This is a genomic window from Mucilaginibacter sp. OK098, from assembly GCF_900142915.1.
In the GTDB taxonomy this organism is placed as follows: domain Bacteria; phylum Bacteroidota; class Bacteroidia; order Sphingobacteriales; family Sphingobacteriaceae; genus Mucilaginibacter.
This window is the reverse complement of record NZ_FRCM01000009.1, coordinates 82,833-102,390: the sequence shown is the minus strand read 5'-3', so window position 1 is coordinate 102,390 and position 19,558 is coordinate 82,833. Positions and strand designations below refer to the sequence as shown.

At 42.0% G+C, this 19,558-nt stretch carries 19 protein-coding genes; 10 read left to right on the top strand and 9 right to left on the bottom strand.

Features of this window, described 5'->3' with window-relative positions; translation table 11 throughout:
• Positions 1-18: 18 nt before the first annotated feature.
• The 3 genes from rsfS (at position 19) to BUE31_RS26350 (ending at position 3,396) form a co-directional block, all read left to right on the top strand.
• Entirely contained in the window at positions 19-393 is a 375-nt protein-coding gene (rsfS, locus tag BUE31_RS26360) for a ribosome silencing factor (protein ID WP_073406864.1), read from the top strand.
• Positions 394-481: 88 nt separating this feature from the next.
• Positions 482-2,599, top strand: coding sequence for an ATP-dependent zinc metalloprotease FtsH (gene ftsH / locus BUE31_RS26355; RefSeq protein ID WP_073406863.1), 2,118 nt, complete (start codon positions 482-484; stop codon positions 2,597-2,599).
• A gap of 158 nt (positions 2,600-2,757) precedes the next feature.
• Positions 2,758-3,396 carry a LutC/YkgG family protein gene (locus BUE31_RS26350; protein ID WP_073406862.1) on the top strand — a complete coding sequence of 213 codons (639 nt, stop codon included), beginning with the start codon at positions 2,758-2,760 and terminating at the stop codon, positions 3,394-3,396.
• A gap of 123 nt (positions 3,397-3,519) precedes the next feature.
• Here BUE31_RS26350 and BUE31_RS26345 read toward each other — a convergent pair whose 3' ends face one another.
• Positions 3,520-4,614: a metallophosphoesterase gene (locus tag BUE31_RS26345; RefSeq protein WP_073406861.1), complete on the bottom strand. Its 1,095-nt coding sequence runs from the start codon at positions 4,612-4,614 to the stop codon at positions 3,520-3,522.
• Positions 4,615-4,831: 217 nt separating this feature from the next.
• Here BUE31_RS26345 and BUE31_RS26340 point away from each other — a divergent pair, with 217 nt between their 5' ends.
• The 5 genes from BUE31_RS26340 to BUE31_RS26320 are packed head-to-tail and all read left to right on the top strand — an operon-like array spanning position 4,832 to position 8,404.
• Positions 4,832-5,194, top strand: coding sequence for a hypothetical protein (locus tag BUE31_RS26340; RefSeq protein WP_073406860.1), 363 nt, complete (start codon positions 4,832-4,834; stop codon positions 5,192-5,194).
• 9 nt (positions 5,195-5,203) lie between these two features.
• The gene (locus BUE31_RS26335; RefSeq protein ID WP_073406859.1) at positions 5,204-5,866 is read left to right on the top strand and encodes a hypothetical protein; all 663 of its coding nucleotides are present in this window, start codon (positions 5,204-5,206) and stop codon (positions 5,864-5,866) included.
• Positions 5,859-6,668, top strand: a complete 810-nt coding sequence (locus BUE31_RS26330; RefSeq protein WP_073406858.1) for a sensor histidine kinase — start codon at positions 5,859-5,861, stop codon at positions 6,666-6,668. Before BUE31_RS26335 ends, BUE31_RS26330 begins: the two co-directional genes overlap by 8 nt.
• Entirely contained in the window at positions 6,668-7,303 is a 636-nt protein-coding gene (locus BUE31_RS26325) for a response regulator transcription factor (RefSeq protein ID WP_073406857.1), read from the top strand. The genes BUE31_RS26330 and BUE31_RS26325 overlap by 1 nt, the downstream gene beginning before the upstream one ends.
• Before the next feature lie 30 nt (positions 7,304-7,333).
• On the top strand, positions 7,334-8,404 hold the full coding sequence (locus tag BUE31_RS26320) for a PA0069 family radical SAM protein (protein ID WP_200801990.1): 1,071 nt from the start codon (positions 7,334-7,336) through the stop codon (positions 8,402-8,404).
• 369 nt (positions 8,405-8,773) lie between these two features.
• Here the strand turns inward: BUE31_RS26320 and BUE31_RS26315 are convergent, their stop codons facing one another.
• The 6 genes from BUE31_RS26315 to BUE31_RS26290 form a co-directional block, all read right to left on the bottom strand.
• A complete protein-coding gene (locus BUE31_RS26315; RefSeq protein ID WP_073406855.1) occupies positions 8,774-9,163 on the bottom strand; it encodes a ribosomal maturation YjgA family protein in 390 nt (129 codons plus the stop codon).
• Positions 9,164-9,387: 224 nt separating this feature from the next.
• On the bottom strand, positions 9,388-10,131 hold the full coding sequence (locus tag BUE31_RS26310; protein ID WP_073406854.1) for a zinc ribbon domain-containing protein: 744 nt from the start codon (positions 10,129-10,131) through the stop codon (positions 9,388-9,390).
• Entirely contained in the window at positions 10,131-11,228 is a 1,098-nt protein-coding gene (locus BUE31_RS26305; RefSeq protein WP_073406853.1) for a Nif3-like dinuclear metal center hexameric protein, read from the bottom strand. The genes BUE31_RS26310 and BUE31_RS26305 overlap by 1 nt, the downstream gene beginning before the upstream one ends.
• Positions 11,229-11,446: 218 nt before the next feature.
• A complete protein-coding gene (locus BUE31_RS26300) occupies positions 11,447-11,809 on the bottom strand; it encodes a TM2 domain-containing protein (RefSeq protein WP_073406852.1) in 363 nt (120 codons plus the stop codon).
• 389 nt (positions 11,810-12,198) lie between these two features.
• Positions 12,199-12,513 (bottom strand): DUF2752 domain-containing protein, encoded by a 315-nt coding sequence (locus tag BUE31_RS26295; protein ID WP_234997912.1) that lies wholly within the window; start codon positions 12,511-12,513, stop codon positions 12,199-12,201.
• Positions 12,506-12,913, bottom strand: a complete 408-nt coding sequence (locus BUE31_RS26290; RefSeq protein ID WP_073406851.1) for a DUF4199 domain-containing protein — start codon at positions 12,911-12,913, stop codon at positions 12,506-12,508. Before BUE31_RS26290 ends, BUE31_RS26295 begins: the two co-directional genes overlap by 8 nt.
• A gap of 207 nt (positions 12,914-13,120) precedes the next feature.
• On the opposite strand from BUE31_RS26290, the gene mfd reads away from it, so the two are divergent.
• Entirely contained in the window at positions 13,121-16,474 is a 3,354-nt protein-coding gene (gene mfd / locus BUE31_RS26285; RefSeq protein WP_073406850.1) for a transcription-repair coupling factor, read from the top strand.
• Between the two features lie 147 nt (positions 16,475-16,621).
• Here the strand turns inward: mfd and BUE31_RS26280 are convergent, their stop codons facing one another.
• Positions 16,622-17,830: a glycosyltransferase WbsX family protein gene (locus tag BUE31_RS26280; protein ID WP_073406849.1), complete on the bottom strand. Its 1,209-nt coding sequence runs from the start codon at positions 17,828-17,830 to the stop codon at positions 16,622-16,624.
• A gap of 99 nt (positions 17,831-17,929) precedes the next feature.
• On the opposite strand from BUE31_RS26280, the gene BUE31_RS26275 reads away from it, so the two are divergent.
• Positions 17,930-18,817 (top strand): cyclase family protein, encoded by an 888-nt coding sequence (locus BUE31_RS26275; protein WP_073406848.1) that lies wholly within the window; start codon positions 17,930-17,932, stop codon positions 18,815-18,817.
• 44 nt (positions 18,818-18,861) lie between these two features.
• Here BUE31_RS26275 and BUE31_RS26270 read toward each other — a convergent pair whose 3' ends face one another.
• Positions 18,862-19,545: a hypothetical protein gene (locus BUE31_RS26270; RefSeq protein ID WP_143167268.1), complete on the bottom strand. Its 684-nt coding sequence runs from the start codon at positions 19,543-19,545 to the stop codon at positions 18,862-18,864.
• Positions 19,546-19,558 lie beyond the last annotated feature (13 nt).

Below are 19,558 nucleotides of genomic sequence, written 5' to 3'. Positions count from 1 at the left end.
CAAAACTAATTCTTTTTGATGGTAAAAAACAAAGCGTTAAGTGAATCTGCTTATATTTCTGAGTTAGCCATACACGGCATCCAGGAAAAAAAAGGAAATGATATTATCAGGTTAGACCTTCGTAATATATTTAGTTCGGTGGCTGATTATTTTGTGATATGCCATGCCGATTCAACCACCCAGGTAAAAGCCATAGCAAATAGCATTGAAGATGAGATTTATAAAGCCACTCAGCAGGACCCTTACAGAAAAGAAGGGCTGGAGTATGGCGAATGGATACTGCTGGATTATATAGATGTTGTAGTACACGTTTTCAGGACCGATAAACGTGAATTTTATGGAATGGAAGATCTTTGGGGCGATGCTGAAATTAAAATGTATAAAAGCGCCTAAGCATCCGCAACAATTGCGTTTAAATACGCGTCATCATCATACCGTAAATTATTAAATTAAAAGATTGTAAGTTTGAGCTTGTAAAGAAATGAAAGATAATAAATTGGAAAATCCAAAACCGATCCGGAAAATACCGAATAAAAAAATCACTCCCAAACCACCAAAACCAAACATTATGTGGTTTTATGCCATTATTGTTGTGGTATTGCTGGTTGTAGCTACGTTATTAAATACTACTACTTCAAATCCCATAACTTTTCAAAAGTTTGGTGAAATGCTTAAGCAGCACGACGTAGAAAAAGTTGTGGCCTACCGTAGCGGCGATTTGTTTGTAGCCGAAGTTTACATTAAAAAAGAAAGCTTAAACAAGCAGGAATATGCTGATGCCAAAAAAGATACGCGCCCGTTAAGCATGGGTAGTGCCGAGGGGCCTCAGTACACATTTTCTGATGCTACCTATGAAGGGATAAAGCAATCAATAAACAATGCCGAAAAGGATTTTGGCTTTACTGAAGATCAGAAAATTGCCGTGAGCATTGAACCTGGCCATGAAAGCCTTTTATCAAACTGGTTTGTACAATGTATAATAATGGCCGTGTTGCTGGTAGCGGTATGGTTATTTATTATGCGCCGCATGAGCGGTGGCGCAGGTGGCGGCCCGGGCGGGCAGATCTTTAACATTGGCAAATCAAAGGCTACCCTGTTTGATAAAGAAGCCCAGGTTTCGGTAACATTTAATGATGTTGCCGGTTTGGAAGAGGCCAAGCAGGAAGTAATGGAAATTGTGGATTTCCTTAAAAATCCTAAAAAATACACCAATCTTGGGGGTAAAATACCAAAAGGCGCCTTGTTGATAGGTGCGCCGGGTACGGGTAAAACCTTGCTGGCCAAAGCCGTTGCCGGCGAAGCGCAGGTGCCCTTCTTCTCCCTGTCAGGATCAGACTTTGTTGAAATGTTTGTTGGTGTGGGTGCATCACGTGTACGTGACCTGTTCCGCCAGGCAAAAGACAAAGCCCCATGTATCATATTTATTGATGAGATTGATGCCATTGGCCGTGCCCGTGGTAAAAACAATATTGTTGGCGGTAATGATGAGCGCGAAAACACCCTGAACCAGTTGCTGGTTGAAATGGATGGTTTCGGTACCGATTCAGGGATCATTATCCTTGCTGCAACCAACCGCCCGGATGTACTGGATTCGGCATTATTACGTCCAGGTCGTTTTGACCGACAGGTATCTATCGATAAACCTGATTTGATCGGCCGCGAACAGATCTTTAAAGTCCACTTAAAACCGGTTAAACTGGCCGAAGGTGTTGATGCTAAAAAACTATCGGCACAAACTCCTGGTTTTGCAGGCGCCGAAATTGCCAACGTATGTAACGAAGCCGCTTTGATAGCTGCCCGTAAAAATAAAGAGGCAGTTGACATGCAGGATTTCCAGGATGCTATTGACCGTGTTATTGGTGGTTTGGAGAAAAAGAACAAGATCATATCTCCGGAAGAAAAACGCATTGTTGCCTACCACGAAGCCGGGCATGCAATTGCCGGTTGGTTTTTGGAACATGCCGACCCGCTGGTTAAGGTTTCAATTGTTCCGCGTGGTGTTGCCGCTTTGGGCTATGCCCAATACCTGCCAAAAGAACAGTTTTTATACACTACCGAACAATTAATTGACGGGATGTGTATGACGCTGGGTGGTCGTGTTGCTGAAGATATTACCTTCGGAAAGATCTCTACCGGTGCACAAAATGACCTTGAACGGATTACCAAGCTTGCTTATGCCATGGTTACCATTTATGGTATGAATGATAAGGTGGGCAATGTATCATTTAACGATACCCAGGGCGAGTACCAGTTTAATAAGCCATACTCTGAAAAAACTTCTGAGTTGATTGACGTGGAAGTACGCAACCAGATTGCCGAGGTTTATGAAATGACCAAAAAGCTGTTGCTTGATAAAAGAGAAGGCCTGATCAAATTGGCTGATAAGCTTTTAGAAAAAGAGATCCTTTTCCAATCAGACCTGGAAGAGATCCTGGGCAAGCGTCCTTTTGATAACCGTACTACTTATGATGAATTTGTAAACGGCCCGGAAGCTGACCAAACACCTGCTGCTAAAGCTTTAATACCCGAAGGCGTTGCAGACCATTCAGGTACTTTTGAAAGAAATCCTGAAGAAAAAGAAGCAAATTCTAAAGAATAAGCGCAAAGCAGAAAGCTTAAAGTCCAAAGCAGAAAAGAAAAATATCTTTTAGCTTTGGACTTTTTGTTTTAAGCTTGTAATAATTAATTTTAAATTCTACATCTAAAGACAAAAGCAAATCGGCTTCCTGCTTTAGTCTTTTCGCTTTCTGCTTAAAAATGAGGGACATAACAACACCGAAAGAAAAACTGCTAAAAAAGATCCGTAAGGCGCTTTTGGAGAAAAGGGATAACCCTTATCCAAATCTGGAGGATTTGCCGCATTACCCGCCGTCTGACGAGCTAAACGAGGTGTTGTTTGCCGAGCAGTTTACTTCTATATCGGGCCAGTTTGTTTTTTGTGAGGACGAGGTCAATTTTATTGAAAATTTACTCGAACTTGCCGAAGAGCGCAAATGGCACAAAATCTATTGCTGGGAGCCTGCACTGCAGGAAGTATTAACCCGCTTTGAATATCCCTTTTACGAAACCGATAAAGATTTTGAGCACGCAGATGTCGGTTTTACACTTTGCGAAGCATTAATTGCGCGCAATGGGAGCATTTTACTTTCAAACGCCAATATGGCCGGTCGCCGGTTAAGTATTTATCCGCCGGTGCACATTGTATTAGCCTACACATCGCAATTGGTGCTTGATCTTAAGGATGGCTTTAAGTTGATAAAAGAAAAATACGGCAACAACCTACCGTCAATGATCAGCAACGTTACAGGCCCCAGCCGCACAGCCGACATTGAAAAAACGCTGGTTTTAGGCGCACACGGGCCTAAGGAATTGTTTGTGTTTTTGCTAGATGGATAGGGAAGAGAGATTAAGGATTGCAAGAAACAGGAGTCAAGATGCCCGCGTACTTTACATATTGATCGTTCATTGTTTTGATCTTGATTCTTGATTCTTGATTCTTGATTTCTTGACTCTTGTATCTTAATCGCGCAATTTCAAATCTTCCAGCTTACTTTCTTCCAGTACCAGCCGTTCGGAGGTTTTTCCTTTTCCGTATTGCCATTTTATAAGCCTTATACAGCCATCTGCTACTTCAATACCAGTTATATCACCGTCGTCAAAGCAACAGCAGCCGCTGTTAAAATAAGTATCTAAGTAGCCTTTAAAATCAGGTGGTCTAAAGGGTTTAAGATGCAGCTTATCAATTTTATTTTGCAGCGCGGCAACTTCAGCAGTGTTATTATTGTGTTTTGCAATGCCTAACTTTTCAAACAATGCTTCGAGCTGGGTTAATGATCTGAAAACCGGCTGATGCGTATGCCCCGTTATTAAAATTATGTTCTCCCTTTTTGAGCTCCATTCGTACATCATGCGGTTATGATCACTTTTTAACTCGTTGTTATTAGCCGGTGTATTAGGGTTTATTCTTAAATATGCCTGGAATGGCCCCCAAATATCTGATACGAACCACTTGCTGAACCAGTTACCGTCGCTTTGCAGATCGCCCTGGTGGCCGTGGGTCATATAAATTTCGAAAGGCTTACCTTTAACAGTGGTTTTAAGTATTGCACCTTCATAAATCTCAACCTTTTGCCCGTAGATACTTTGAAGGCCAACCGCCGCAAGCGGATCATTATCCCAATAAAGATCATGGTTGCCATAGATCTTGATAAAAGCCTTGCGGGCTATAAATAGCTTCTCGGCCTCAAAGGTTGCCTTGTTATGCCGTTTTACAGTAATAAAAAGGTTTTCCCAAAGCTCCTCACTGTCGCCCAGGTTTATATAAAAAAAGTGGTTTTTATTGTAATATTCTAACGCCGCCAGGTAATTTTTAGCGGCTTTGGCAAAAACATCGGCTCCGTCGCGGGCACCCTTATGCTGGTCAGACAGGATGATGAATTTATCTGCGGCAGCATTAAAAGGCAGCATCAAACCCTTCCTGGCCTTATTTGCTTTAATTTGATTGTAAAGATCGCTTAATGCTTTATCAACCCTTTTTTTATCCGGCTTTGATGAAATCCGGTTTGCAAGTGCTACTACCGGCTTTGTGAAAATACCTTGTAAAAATTTACGCATCAGCAGGTTAACGTTGATAACCGGGTTTTGTTTAATTACCTATTCCCGTATTTAGGGCAAAACCCTATATAAGTAATTTATTCTGAATTTTCACCCCGTTAAATAACGGTATTTTATGCGTTAAAATACGGTAAAAATACCGTTATTTAACGGGGGCAAATTTGTAAGGGCAAACCTTATCTTCATGCCTCATTAACTAACCTTTAATCAATTTATTATGTCATCAGTAATCGACAAAACCTTAGCAAAAAGTTTAATTAACAACTACCAGACTCAAAATTCAGGCACCGGCGGACCGGCGTTGGTAACACCTGACGGGCAATTTCTAAATGGTTTTTTTATTAGCCGCAGAAGTTTAGATGCAATGCTTAGCGACCCTAATAATGCTGGGGTGAGTGTGCATTTTGCAAAACACCCTGATCATATAGGATCAACCGCCAATATTTTTACACTGATACTTACCGGGGCTGAGGCAAATCCTGACTATCCGGAAGTAAACGGAGCTGCGCCTTATGTAGGCCGATACGAAACCTGGGACCAGATAATGCCTTGTCCGCCATTTTGTACAGACCTTCTATAATAGATTGATATGAATGGTGACTACATATATGCCGTATATTTAACACTGTTATTATTAGTAACCATTGCTGGCTTAATACGTTATAAAAAGCTTTCAAAGGCCTTCAAAATTTTAACGGTGTTAATTCTATGTACTTTAATAAGCGAAAGCATAAAAAAAGTATATGGTAAAATTTATCACAATAATATGCCGGTGGCTCACATTTGGGCAGTAATTGAATATGCATTCTTTTCTTTAACCTACTTTTATTTGTTAACAAACAAGCTGGTAAAAAAAGCAATTATTGTTTCAATAATTGCTATGCTTATCCTGGAAATTGTAAACGTATTGTTTTTTGAGAAGATAACGCAGTTTCCTTCACTAATCCTTGAGGCTTCACATATTGTTTATGTTGTTTATTCACTGCTATTGTTTCGTCAAATGCTTTTGTTTCCCGCTGAGCAAAGTTTATTTAAGCAAAGCCTGTTTTGGTTTAATATAAATGTGTTATTTTACGCAACAACCATGTTTCTTGATTTTGCATTATTGAGTTATTTTATACAAAACAAACTTGATGTTATACCACTTGCTTACTTTGCTTTAGCAGTTAATTTTATATTTTATATTGTAATTGGCATTTCAATATTGATGGATAATAAAAAAGAAAACATAACGGAATTTATTAATGGGTAATGTTGCTCCAAATGCCAGCGAACTATATGTTGTAATTTTTTCAACAACCGTATTTTTTGTATTCCTCACGGGTTTTATTATTTATTTTATATTGTTATACCAAAAACGGCAGGGGCAAAATAAAACAGAGCGCGATGTTATGCAGGCAAACTTTAGGCAGGAGTTTCTTAAAGCCCGCTTAGAGATGCAGGAACAAACATTTGCTCACGTAAGCCGCGAGCTGCATGATAATGTTAACCAGGTACTATCATTTGTAAAGCTTAACCTGGCAATGATAAGCAATGTGGATAGCACACAGCAGGTAAAGATAAACGAAAACCGGGATTTGATCGCGCAGGTAATTACCGACCTGCGCGATCTTTCCAAAAGCCTTAGCTTTGAACATATTTCAAAGCTTGGCCTGGTAAAAACTATTGAAAACGAAGTAAATAAACTTAACAAAAGCGGGATTATTAATGCAAGCCTTTTAGTACAAGGGGATATATATCCATTGGGAGAACAAAGCGAATTAGTGCTTTTCCGTATTTTTCAGGAAGCATTAAATAATGCCATTAAACATTCAGGTGCAAGCCTTTTAAAAATTAGCTTGCAATATGTTCCCGAAATGTTTAATTTAACAGTCGAAGACGATGGAGCTGGTTTTTTAACTGATTCATTGGACCATAATACAGGTTCTGGTTTAACAAATATTGAAAACAGAGCAACAGTTATTGGAGCTGTAGCAACTATTAAGAGTTCGCCGGGAAATGGCTGTAGTGTTAAAATTACCTTAAACCTTTTACAACAAAGAATATACAATTAATGGAAGCCATCCAGATCGCGTTAGTTGATGATCATCGCCTTTTCAGAAGCGGGATTGCATCATTAATTAATAATTTTAAAGGATTCAACATACTTTTTGAGGCAAGCAACGGGGAGGAAATGGTGCGCAAAATTTCTTCAAAACTAAAGCCCGATATTGTATTGCTTGATATTCATATGCCAGTGATGGACGGTACATCAACAGCATTATGGCTGAAAGAAAATTATCCCGAAATCCGGATTATAGTTTTATCAATGCTTGAAGACCCGGAAAAGGTGCTCACCATGCTTAAGTTTGGTGCAAAAGGATATATGCTTAAAGATTCGGAACCGCATGAGTTTGAACAAGCCCTGCAAAAGGTATCTGTTGGCGAAGTTTATTATCCCGAATTTGTTACCCGCCTGTTAATTAATTCGTTCAATGAGCAGCTTGATCAGATTACCTTACAAATGCGCGAGCTTGAGTTTATAAAGCTGGCCGCATCTGAGCTTACGTATAAAGAAATTGCTACACAAATGTGTATCAGCATTCGTACTGTTGATGGGTATCGCGATCAGTTATTTGAAAAGTTAGGGGTTAAAAGCCGGATCGGCCTTGTGTTATACGCCATAAAAAACAAGCTGATAGAGTTGTAATTTGCTAAAATTATTAGCAAATTTGTCTTCATGGGACATGAGGATAATGAGGAGTTTTTTAAAGGGCGCGGCGCACAGGTAAATACGCATAATAAGTTTTTAAAGAACAAGTACGTATTAGAGCATATTGAGGGGCTTGACGAGCCATTGCTTGAAAATACCGCTACCCAGCTTTTTGAAGAAACCCCTAAAAAGATTGTAAGCGAATCAAACAGTCCTGACCTTAGCCATATGTATTCTATAAACCCCTACCAGGGTTGTGAACACGGCTGCATTTACTGTTATGCCCGCAACACCCATGAATATTATGGCTTTAGCGCCGGCCTTGATTTTGAACGCAAAATAATTGTAAAGCGAAACGCCCCCGAACTTTTAGAACAATACTTTAATAAAAAAAACTACAAACCCGTATGCATTCTGCTTTCGGGCAATACGGATTGTTACCAGCCTGTTGAGCGCAGGTTAAAAATAACACGGTCGCTTTTACAGCTTTTTCTTAAATATAAAAACCCGGTTAGCATCATCACCAAAAACAACGTGATATTGCGCGACCTGGATATCCTTACAGAGTTAGCGGCAATGTCATTAGTACACGTTAATGTATCAATAACATCACTAAATGAACAGCTGCGGCAAAAGCTGGAGCCGCGCACAGTAACAGCTACTGGACGGCTGGCCGTAATTCAAAAATTAACAGAAAAGGGCATCCCTTGCAGGGTAATGGCTGCACCCATCATCCCCGGACTTAACAGCAACGAGGTGCCCGCAATTATAAAAGCGGCTGCCGACAGGGGCGCACTATCTGCCGGCTTTACCATTGTTCGTCTGAATGGTAGTATAGGAGAGATTTTTACCGACTGGATAAACAAGGCCTTCCCGGATAGGGCCGAAAAGGTTTTGAATATGATAAAGTCATGCCATGACGGCAAGCTGAATGACAGTGATTTTGGCCGCCGGATGAGCGGCGAGGGAAAAATAGCAGAATCTATTCACCAAATGTTTAAAATGGCCTGTAACCGCTTTATGGCCGACAGAGAGATGCCTGAATTTGATTATAGTTTATTTGTGCCGAAGAATGGAAAGCAGACGAGTATGTTTTAGTGAGTGGTTAGATTGGGTTGATTAGGTGAGTGGTTAGCATAGGGTATATCGCTTTTATAGGTTTCGTACCTATGGCACGCTATATATTATTAATTGTTTTTTCTACCAATATTGGGCACCTATGGTGCCATTTTGGATGATTTATTGGGGGGGGGGTGAGCGGAAAAGCTGTTAGAAAACGCTAGGTTACTTATGCAAAGCCTATCCTATCAGGGTTAAATACTCGTAAAAAAGGATTCGGGGGAAATCTGTTCTGTAGGCAGGAACTCCGGAAAATGTTCGACCACCAGTCTAAAGACGACCCCATCGGGGTCAAATATTGGTAGAAAAAAGAATCCGAGAGATGTCCGTGCCGTAGGTACGAAACCTCTACGATAGATCCGGGTGACCGGATCCGCGCTTATCTAACCATCTGTTGACTAACATTCCAATCCCTACCCCAACGGTATAACAAAGCAAATCGCCCCAAACAAATGTTTCGCCTAATATTAATCCGCCAATTACCGTGTGCCTGATGCTATTGATCCATGTAGCCTGGTAAAGCTGGCTGAACTCTATCGAATAGCAAAACAACAGGCTTGCAATGCTAACCCATTTTATACTTTGGTTGATTAACATGAACCTTACTATAAAGTAAACCATCAATCCCCATAAAATATCACCAATAAATAGAGGGCTGCCGTTTATATGACGGGATAGCAGGCCCAGAATAATGATGGTGAGGATGAGTGTGAAATAAGCTAGGTGTGACTTTCGCATTGTGATGTTTTCCAAAGATACGATTCCTAACGATTGTCATTGCGAGCGCAGCGTGGCAATCGTATGCTATACAGAGCGAATAGAAGGCGTAGAGTTTGCACTCGCGGTTGTGTACTGCGTGCGGTTGCTTCGTACCTCGCAATGACAACAGAACACAAAAAAGGCACCCAATAATGAGTGCCTTTTATAATCTTATCTCCACTCCCCTTCAGGGAGCTGGGGGCTTAAACAGTTTCTGCTTCTAAAGCCATTTGCTCGTCAACCAAAATACGGCCGCAATGTTCGCAAACGATGATCTTTTTACGCTGACGGATATCTGACTGGCGCTGAGGCGGGATCTGGTTAAAGCATCCTGAACATGAATCGCGCTGAATGGTTACAACTGCAAGGCCATTTTTTGCATTCTGGCGCAGGCGGCTATAAGCTATCAGTAAACGCTCATCAATGTTAACTGTTGCTTTATCAGCAAGTACAGTTAACTCGTTTTCCTCTTTCTGCGTTTCAGCAGTAATAGTACCTAATTCGGCTTTTTTAGCGTCAAGGTCACTTTTACGTGCTTCAAGGTCGGCAAGGGCTTTTTCATAGATAGCGGTTTTTGAAGCTATTTCAAAACCATACTCCCTGATTTTTTTCTCACTTACCTGTATATCTAATCCCTGTATTTCAACTTCTTTTGAAATAGCCTCAAACTCGCGGTTATTTTTAACCTCGTTAAGCTGGGTTTCGTATTTTTTGATATTAGCCTGCGCATCCTTTATCAGGTTTTTGCGGGTAACTATATCATCTTCCAAATCATCCAGCTCGGCTTTAATTTTTTGTATACGGGTTTCAAGACCTGCAACATCATCTTCAAGGTCGGCAACCTCCATAGGTAATTCACCTCTAACCTGGCGAATTTTATCAATTTTGGTGTGGATAGTTTGTAGTTCGTATAAAGCTTTAAGCTTTTGTTCTACGGTTTGTTCCATTAAATAAAATATTTGACGGGGTTTGTATTTACTTCTGTTAAACGGACGGCAAAGTTAGTAAATTTTTTTGTAATAATTTCATACAATAATTGCTGCGTAAATTGCTCACTTTCAAAATGTCCGATGTCGGCAATCAGGATCTTTCCGTCGGCATCAAAAAACTCGTGATATTTATAATCAGCAGTTATAAAAATATCGGCCCCGGCGGCTATGGCCTGCTTTAATAAAAAGCCGCCGGCACCACCGCAAACCGCCACCTTTTTAACGTGCTTCCCGGTATGCGCAGTATGCCTTATTACATGGCAGTGCATTTTTTCTTTTATATGATATAAAAATGACTCTTCATCAAGCGATGTTTCCAATTCCCCTATCATTCCCGAACCTACCTGCTGATTTTGGTTGGTAAGATTATAAAGATCATAAGCAACCTCTTCATAAGGATGGGCCAAAACCAGGGCCATCAAAATCTTACTTTCCAGTATGGCGGGATAAATGGTTTCAATGCGCACCTCATTTTCCAGGTGGCGTTTGCCGGGCTCGCCCACATAAGGGTTGGTATTGTCGTTTCCTTTAAACGTACCGATACCATCGGTATTAAAGCTGGTTTCGCTGTAATTGCCAATGTTGCCCGCACCGGCACTAAACAGGGCATTGCGGACCTCGTCTGCATGGCTCTGCGGTACATAAGTAACCAGCTTTTTTAGTAAATTATGTTTAGGCGCCAGGATGCGGCAATTTTTTAGGCCAAGTGTTTCGCAGATCTTTGCATTAACACCTGCCATTATGTTATCCAGGTTGGTGTGAATGGCGTAGATAGCAATGTTGTTGCGAATGGCTTTTTCAACCACTCGCTCCACATAGGTTTTGCCGTTGAATTTTTTTAACCCGCGAAAAACGATAGGATGATGCGAAACTATTACCTGGCAATTGGTAGCAATAGCTTCATCAACCACGGCTTCGGTACAATCAAGCGAGATGAGCGCCTGGTAGATCTCCTGCTCCGGTTGGCCAACTATCAGTCCGGCATTATCATAATCTTCCTGGTAAGCCAGGGGGGCAAGGCTTTCGAGATAGGTGGTGAGTTGGGATAATTTCATAATTGACACGAATTTCACGAATTGATTCGAATTTCACGAATTCAATTTTTGAATATAAATTACATGCATTAATTTGACCCAACCCATTCGTACACGTTAATATCCCTTCTTAAAATTGAAATTCCATAAAAAAAGATTAAAACGGCAGGTAATATTTTCTTTGGCAATTTTGCCAATGCTTACGCCCGTTTTAATCTTTTATAAAGGGATTAACTTTTTTAGCTTCTCATTTTTGCCATTTGATAGCTTTCATAGGCCATTTGCCTGTTAAAGTCGTTCGCAAGGGTTTTATTATTGATAAGGTCAACTATGGTCCCAATCAAACAAAAACCACCGGTAAACAGGTATAAAAGGCCCATGCCCACCTGCCCTATAACAAACCTTTGAACGCCGGCAACAACTACAAAGCCCAACAGCGTAAATAATAACAGGTCCTGCGGATTTTTTCTTTTGCTGGAATAAACCATATAAAAATATTTTTTCTGCTCTTCATCAAGGTCTGCAGTTCCCTGTTGTAAGAAACCCATTTCCTCTGGTGTTATCCCGGGAAACGCCATGTGAGGATTTTGATACATGTCCATTGTCTTAATTTTTTAAAGTGATTTTTTATTGTGATATAAAACTAAGATAGAATTAAATTTTTGGCAATGCAAAGTTGGCTGATTATTTAAAGTTGTCGGCAAAACAGGTGATTAGGGCGGTGAAGACTCCTCTAAACAACATAGCCCTCATGTCATTAAGTTAAGGGATATCACAAACGTGATTCTCCCCAAAAGCCTTTTAGCCCCCTCTAAATCTCCCCCGGTAGGGGAGACTTTGGCTTCGCCTGCGTTTATTTTTTTCAAGTCCTCCCAGCCGGGGAGGATTTAGGTAGGGCTATTGTACATTGCTATGTGGTTAGTTTATAGCCAATGTTCCTTTAACTTAATGACATGTTGCATCCACTGGTAAAGAATAAATCTGTATGTTATTATTCTGCCGGGGATGTTTTTCCGGGAAAGGCAGGTAACAGCCTCATCCTCCCTAAAACATAAATACGATATAAAATAACTATCAAAGCCGGGATACCCAGCCAGTGCGCATGCAGGGAGCTTTTAATATCGCCATGAAATAAAAATGAGATAGAATGCCCCAGTCCGCAACCGGGGCACCAGGTTATGCCCAGCATTTTTAGCGGACATAAGGAAAAATGCGATTGATTATCCGAGTTGGTTAATGCCAACGATACCAGGCCGGCTATCCAAAAAGCAAGCTCAAAGTATTTGGCAAATATTGTTTTAATCAACCTTATTGGGTTTGGTGGTTAACAATACCGAGATGCCTAATGAAAACAGGATCCCCAATAATAACGCGCCGAAAATGCGGCTCGAAAAATCCATAAGGTTACTTTCTTTGGCAAACTCATCTATAAAAATTATTGACGCAGCAACCGTTATTATGCCGCCGACAATTAAAATCTTAAAGCATTGCATCAGGGCCTCTAAAAAGCCCATATGCCCGCCGCATTCATGGGCACGGTAACTGCGCACGCCGAAGTATAACACTATGAGGGGGATAAATACCGATACATATTCAATAGGCGCAAGGGTGCTGCTTTGCGGCGAATAGCCAAGCGCATGCATAACAAACATCCATGTGCCGCTTAAAACACCAATAAAAAGGCCGGAAATAATTGCATTCTTCATAGTTTATGGTTTTGGTTGGTTTGTTGGAGAGGTCAGTGGCCGGAGATCAGAGGTTAGTTACCTAATCTCCGGTCTCTGACATCTAATCTCTGATTCATACATAAATTTACTAATTAAAGTAATTATACTGCAATATTGTTTGCGATAATTTTTCATGTTTTACCAGGGTCAAATTAAAAAGCCTTTTTTGCATATATTTGCGGCAGTTTGAACATCCGTGATATTTTAGAAAGATACAAAGCTGATGAACGGGTAACAGCATTGGCACAAGCGCTTAACGCTTCAAAAAACCCAAGAGCTCAGCTGCGAGGTTTAGTCGGATCAAGTGATGCGGCCATTGCGGTAGCTTTGTATTTTTTGCAGCATAAGCACATGGTTTTTGTGCTGCCCGACCGTGAAGAAGCCGGGTATTTCCAGGCCGACCTGGAGAGCCTTACCGGCAAGGAGGTTTTACTTTTCCCCTCATCATACCGAAAACCATTTGAATTTACTCAGCCCGACAGCAGCAATGTTTTGGCCCGTGCCGAAGTGCTGAACGAGCTTAGCCATTCCTCGGAGTTTGGGCAACTTATAGTTACCTATCCCGAAGCGCTTGCGGAAAAGGTGATCGACCGTGCATCCCTGGAGAAAAACACGCTCGAAATTTCAGTTAATAATAAGCTTGGGATTGATTTTATCAACGAGTTTTTAGTGGAGTATGATTTTGACCGGGTTGATTTTGTGTATGAGCCGGGTCAGTTCTCTATCCGCGGCGGCATAGTTGATATCTTCTCCTTCTCGCACGAGCTGCCTTACCGGGTTGAGTTTTTTGGCGACCTGATAGAATCGATCCGTACCTTTGAAATAGAAAGCCAGCTTTCGGTTGAGCAGGTAAAAAGCATTACCATTGTGCCCAATGTACAATCAAAGTTCTTAACCGAGAGCAACATTTCGTTGCTTGAATATGTTGAGCCCGATACACAGATCTGGATAAAGGACGTACAGTTTACGCTGGATATTATTCAAAGCGGCTATAAAAAAGCAACCGCACTTTGGAAGGCATTATCTGCTGATGAAAAAAACCAGAACCCTGATTGGATAGACCCCAAATTTAGTTTTACCGATGAAAAGCTAATAGCCGATCAGCTTCATGATTTTCCGCTGGTTGAGTTTGGGAAGCAGTTTTTTTATCAGACTGATTTGAAATTCAATTTTGAGATGCGCCCCCAGCCATCGTTCAATAAAGATTTTAGCCTGCTGATCCATAATTTTAAAGCTAACGAGGCGGAGAAGATAGAGAATTTTATCCTTACTGATTCTGCCCGGCAGGTTGAGCGCCTTTACGCCATCCTGGATGACCTTGATAAAACCGTAAAGTTTACGCCGATCAGCATCTCCATCCGCGAAGGGTTTGTTGATAAGGAACAGCATTTAGCCTGTTATACCGATCACCAGATCTTTGACCGTTATTATAAATACAAGCTAAAAAAGGGTTACCAGCGCTCGCAGGCTATCACATTAAAGGAGCTTCGCGAGTTGAAAGCCGGTGATTATGTAACCCATATTGATCATGGCATTGGCAAGTACGCCGGGCTTGAAAAGGTTGAGGTGAATGGCAAAATGCAGGAGATGATCCGCCTGGTATATGCTGATAACGATTTGCTGTATGTAAACATCAACTCGCTGAACCGCATCAGTAAATACAGCGGCAAAGAGGGTGCAGTTCCGCGGATGAACAAGCTTGGTACCGATACCTGGGAAAAGCTGAAGAAAACAACAAAAAAAAAAGTTAAAGATATCGCCCGCGATCTGATCAAGCTTTATGCCATCAGGAAAACGCAGGTGGGTAATGCATTTAGTCCGGACAGCTACTTGCAAACCGAGCTGGAAGCCTCTTTTATTTACGAAGACACCCCCGACCAGGAAAAAGCAACCAGCGATCTGAAAAAAGATATGGAATCGCCGCATCCGATGGACCGCCTTATTTGCGGCGATGTAGGGTTCGGCAAAACAGAGGTTGCCATCCGTGCAGCGTTTAAAGCTGTAGCCGATAGCAAGCAGGTTGCCATATTAGTACCAACCACCATTTTAGCGGCCCAGCACTATAAAACATTCTCCGACCGGCTGAAAGGCTTCCCTGCCAATATTGATTATGTGAATCGCTTTAAAAGCAGCAAGCAGATCAAAGAAACATTGGAGAAGCTTAAAGAGGGCAAGGTTGATATCATTATCGGCACCCATCGCCTGGTGAGCAAAGACGTGAAGTTTAAGGACCTTGGGCTGATGATCATTGACGAGGAGCAAAAATTCGGCGTATCAACCAAAGAAAAGCTGAAACAGATGCGCGCCAATGTGGATACGCTTACGTTAACAGCAACGCCAATTCCGCGTACCCTGCATTTTTCGCTGATGGGCGCAAGGGACCTTTCCATTATCTCAACCCCGCCGCCAAACAGGCAACCGGTAGTTACCGAGTTGCATGTTTTTAATGACACGCTGATAAAAGAAGCCGTTGAGCACGAAATTGACCGCGGCGGACAGATCTTCTTTATCCATAACCGTGTTGCCGACCTGCCGCAGCTTGGCGGGATGATCCATAAGCTGGTGCCAAAGGCGAGGATAGGCATAGCACACGGTCAGCTGGAGGGTGATGCCCTGGAAGACGTGATGCTTAAGTTTGTAAATCATGAGTATGATGTACTGGTGGCTACAACCATTATTGAGGCCGGTTTGGATATCCCTAATGCCAATACCATCATTATCAATTACGCCCATATGTTCGGATTGAGCGATCTTCACCAGATGCGTGGCCGCGTTGGGCGGAGCAACAAAAAGGCATATTGCTATTTACTGAGCCCCCCGCTTTCAACGCTTACCAGCGAGGCACGCAAGCGGCTGAGTGCCATTGAAGAGTTCAGCGACCTGGGCAGCGGTTTTAACGTTGCCATGCGCGATCTGGACATCCGCGGCAGCGGGAACCTGCTTGGTGCCGAGCAAAGCGGGTTTATTGCCGAGATAGGTTTCGAGATGTATCATAAGATATTGGATGAGGCTATCCAGGAGTTGAAAGAAGACGAATTTAAAGGCGTGTTCCCTGATGATAAGCCAAGGCCTTTTATCTCCTTCACCCAGATTGATACCGACCAGGAGATCCTGATCCCGGATGAATATGTGACAAGCATAGCTGAACGCTATAACTTATATACAGAGCTTTCCAAACTGGAAAACGAAGTAACACTACAAGCCTTCCAGCAGCAGCTGCATGACCGCTTTGGCCCGATCCCGCCACAGGTAAACGATCTGCTGAACACCATGCGCCTGCAGTGGCTGGGCAAATCAATAGGTTTTGAAAAGATTTCGCTTAAAAAGAATGTGCTGCGTGGTTATTTCCTAACCAACCAGCAATCACCCTATTTTGAAACAGAAGCATTCAGGAATGTGTTAAATTTTGTGCAGGCCAACCCGCGGCGTACTAACTTAAAAGAGGTTAAAAACACCCTGCGGTTAAGCATTGAAGGGGTGCATAGTATTGACCAGGCCGTTGTTTTGTTGAGTGATATTGGGGAAGTTGTGGGGGTGTAGAAAAATAAAAAAACTTGTCATTGCGAGGTACGAAGCAATCGCGAACTATGCAAGTCTACTGTGCAAAGTTCAATATCTTTCTGTTCGCTCTGCATAGTATGCGGTTGCCACGCTGCGCTCGCAATGACATGACGGGTGTGGCTATACTTACTGCTCTCCTCCAAACACACTTTTCACCGCATCCAAATACCCGTATCCATACACATTATCCGGTTCAAGGTAGCTGGTTTCGGTCCATTCATTCCAGCTGTTTATGGTTATTAGCGGGGCTTGATGAGGATGGGCATCAACGTAATCTTTTGCCATTTGCAATGCTTTTGCAAAATTTGCCGGGGTGTTGTTTTTAACTACCGCGCTTTGCCCAGTACGCGGACTGTTGTCCCACCCAATGCTTACGTGGGGGTAATATTTTAAGGTAAATGCAGTATCAATGCGCGCCCATTCCTTTTTTGCGCGGTCGATAATGTTCAGGTAATCATCGTTCACATTGGTAAAGTGCACAAACTGGTAATGCGTTGCGCTGGTAAAGCCCAGCTTTTTCACAAATGCATTTTCGGGGTTTTTAGTTTTGCTGCCATCAAACCCGCTATAGTTAACGTTTATGGACCACATGGTCAATTGCAGTTCCAGTCCCGGGAAACCCGCCTTTATAGTTTCCTCTTTAAACCACTTCAGGGCCGCGACTGTTTGTTCTATTCCGCCAAGGCCTGTTATCAACTGGGGCACATCGTAAATCATAAACACCGGCTTTCCGTCTATCTTGTAATATTGCGGCAACTTAAAATACATTTCAATATTTCGTTTACAAATTTTTTCAAACTCGTCCCGGCTCACTTTTCCTGTCCATATTACGTTGTCATCATTAATCTTATTAAGCCGGGTGTCCCAGGTGTTCACCACATCGTGATTGGCCCACATTAAATAAAATTTCATTTTATTAACGTTATCGGCCTTTAAAAAGCCGCTGTCTAACGTCGTCTCCATAAATGGCCGGCCATCATACCAATACCAGTCGAAAATAAAAACATTAACGCCATGCTTTGTCGCCTCGTTAATTTCCATCGACATTACGGCAGGGTCGGCTTCATTTACCGTTCCCCACAAAGGTTTACGGTTCCAGTAATGCCCCGGGTATCGTTGCTGCATATTGGTAACGGTTTCCCATTCCCCTATTCCCAACGGCCAAAAAGGACGGATCCGGGGCTCATTGCTGATATATGCAGGGTATAGAAATGCGGCTACATCATATTTCTTTTTAACTGCCTGGTTCGCGTTTTGGGCGTTTGCATTGCCCGCTATTAAAAAACACCAAACGATTGCTAAACACCATAAAAAAGTTGACACTTTGTTTCTCATAATTGGTAGATCTGCTTAGGTTTGCCAGACAATAACAAATTTATATTTTAAATTAAGTACCACCATCATGTACTGTCTAATGCTTCAACCCTAATAATTATGCCTGATAAAAGAGTTGTTTTTGATTTTGATATCGCCTTTACCAACGGCGGCGGCATCCAGGGCCAGGATTTCCGGCTGGATATTGATGGGGATACTATTAATGATAAGGAATTAGCCGATTACATTGTGCAGGACATGCAATTGCTGATGGTAGGCGAAGTAAAGATCCTGAACAAATATTATATTGAAGAAAAGCATAAACGTAAACCTGTTGATGCGTCATCAGATGAGCAGCTGATTGACCTGAGCCATACTGTTTTTGATGGCCTGGTAACCTACAAGGGTTTGCCCGCCCCAATAATCTGCGATTACCTAAGCCGTGAAAGATCAAAAGAGTTTTATGAAGAAGGTACCGAGTTCCAGATAGGTAAGATTGAAATGGTTACCAATACTGGTACCTATCTCGATTGCCCGTTCCACAGGTTTGAGCATGGTAAAGATCTTTCGCAGATAGCCCTGGAACAATGTGCAGAACTGGATGCCATCACCATTAACGCAAAAGATGCTACAGCAATAGGCAAAGATTATTTTGTTGGAAAAGAGATCAGGAATAAAGCGGTACTTGTTTATACAGGCTGGGCAAAACATTGGAACACCGCTGATTACTTTGAGGGCCACCCTTATCTTACAGAGGAAGCGGCTGTTTATTTAAAGGACTGCCAGGTTAAACTGGTAGGAATTGACAGCCATAATATTGATAATACCACGGGTAAAACAAGGCCGGTACATACTACGCTACTGGGTGCGGAAATATTGATAGTTGAGCACCTTTGCAATCTTGAGCTTCTGCCCGATAGTGGCTACCTTTTCAACGCTGTGCCGCCAAAAATTGAAGGTGCCGGCACGTTTCCGGTACGGGCTTATGCAAGTTTGAAAAACAAGTGAACATTATACCCGCAGCGCCCTTATCCTTGCCCTGCGGGTACCGGTCATTTTATATTTATACTCATCTCAGGCTGAAAAAGTAATGTTTCGGAAGTTATCCCGGTAATCACGTTATTTGAATTGGTTAGTTGGGTATTAATGTTCATGGTTTTTCCCATTTCGGCCATGTTATTAAGCGGGATCAAAATAATATACTGCTTAACATCTCCTCCGTCAATCACATTAAACACCACAAATTTTCCTGGTTCGTTTTTTAGTTTATAATCCGCTATTACTTTTTCAATAATTTTTGCGCCCTGGATTATATCGCTGACATCAACGGTAAGCATCCTTACCATTTTCGCGGTGAGCGATTGTTTATAATCAGTATCCGAAAATGGCATTAGTGACCCTTTGTATGCTCTTAAATAGTCGGCAAAAGGCTCAGTATGTAACTGGTTATCCGCCTCGTCTCCTGCCGGGTTTACCTCATTGTCAAAATCGGCCCATAAATGTCCAACCGTAATATCAATAAACTGGCCGGTACGCCAGCCTGAAATAATGTACCAGCCATACCAGTTCCAGGTATCTTTATTGGCTTTATGCCACAAAAGGTGATGTTTATAGCCGCCTTCAAAGCTTGCCGCCTGTCCCGGTTTTGGGTTCCAGACAGAAAAATGTGCAACTCCATGATCCTGTGCCTGCACAATGCTGCTGCATAGCAAAAAAATAATTGTTATCCATTTCATATGTTTCCTTTTT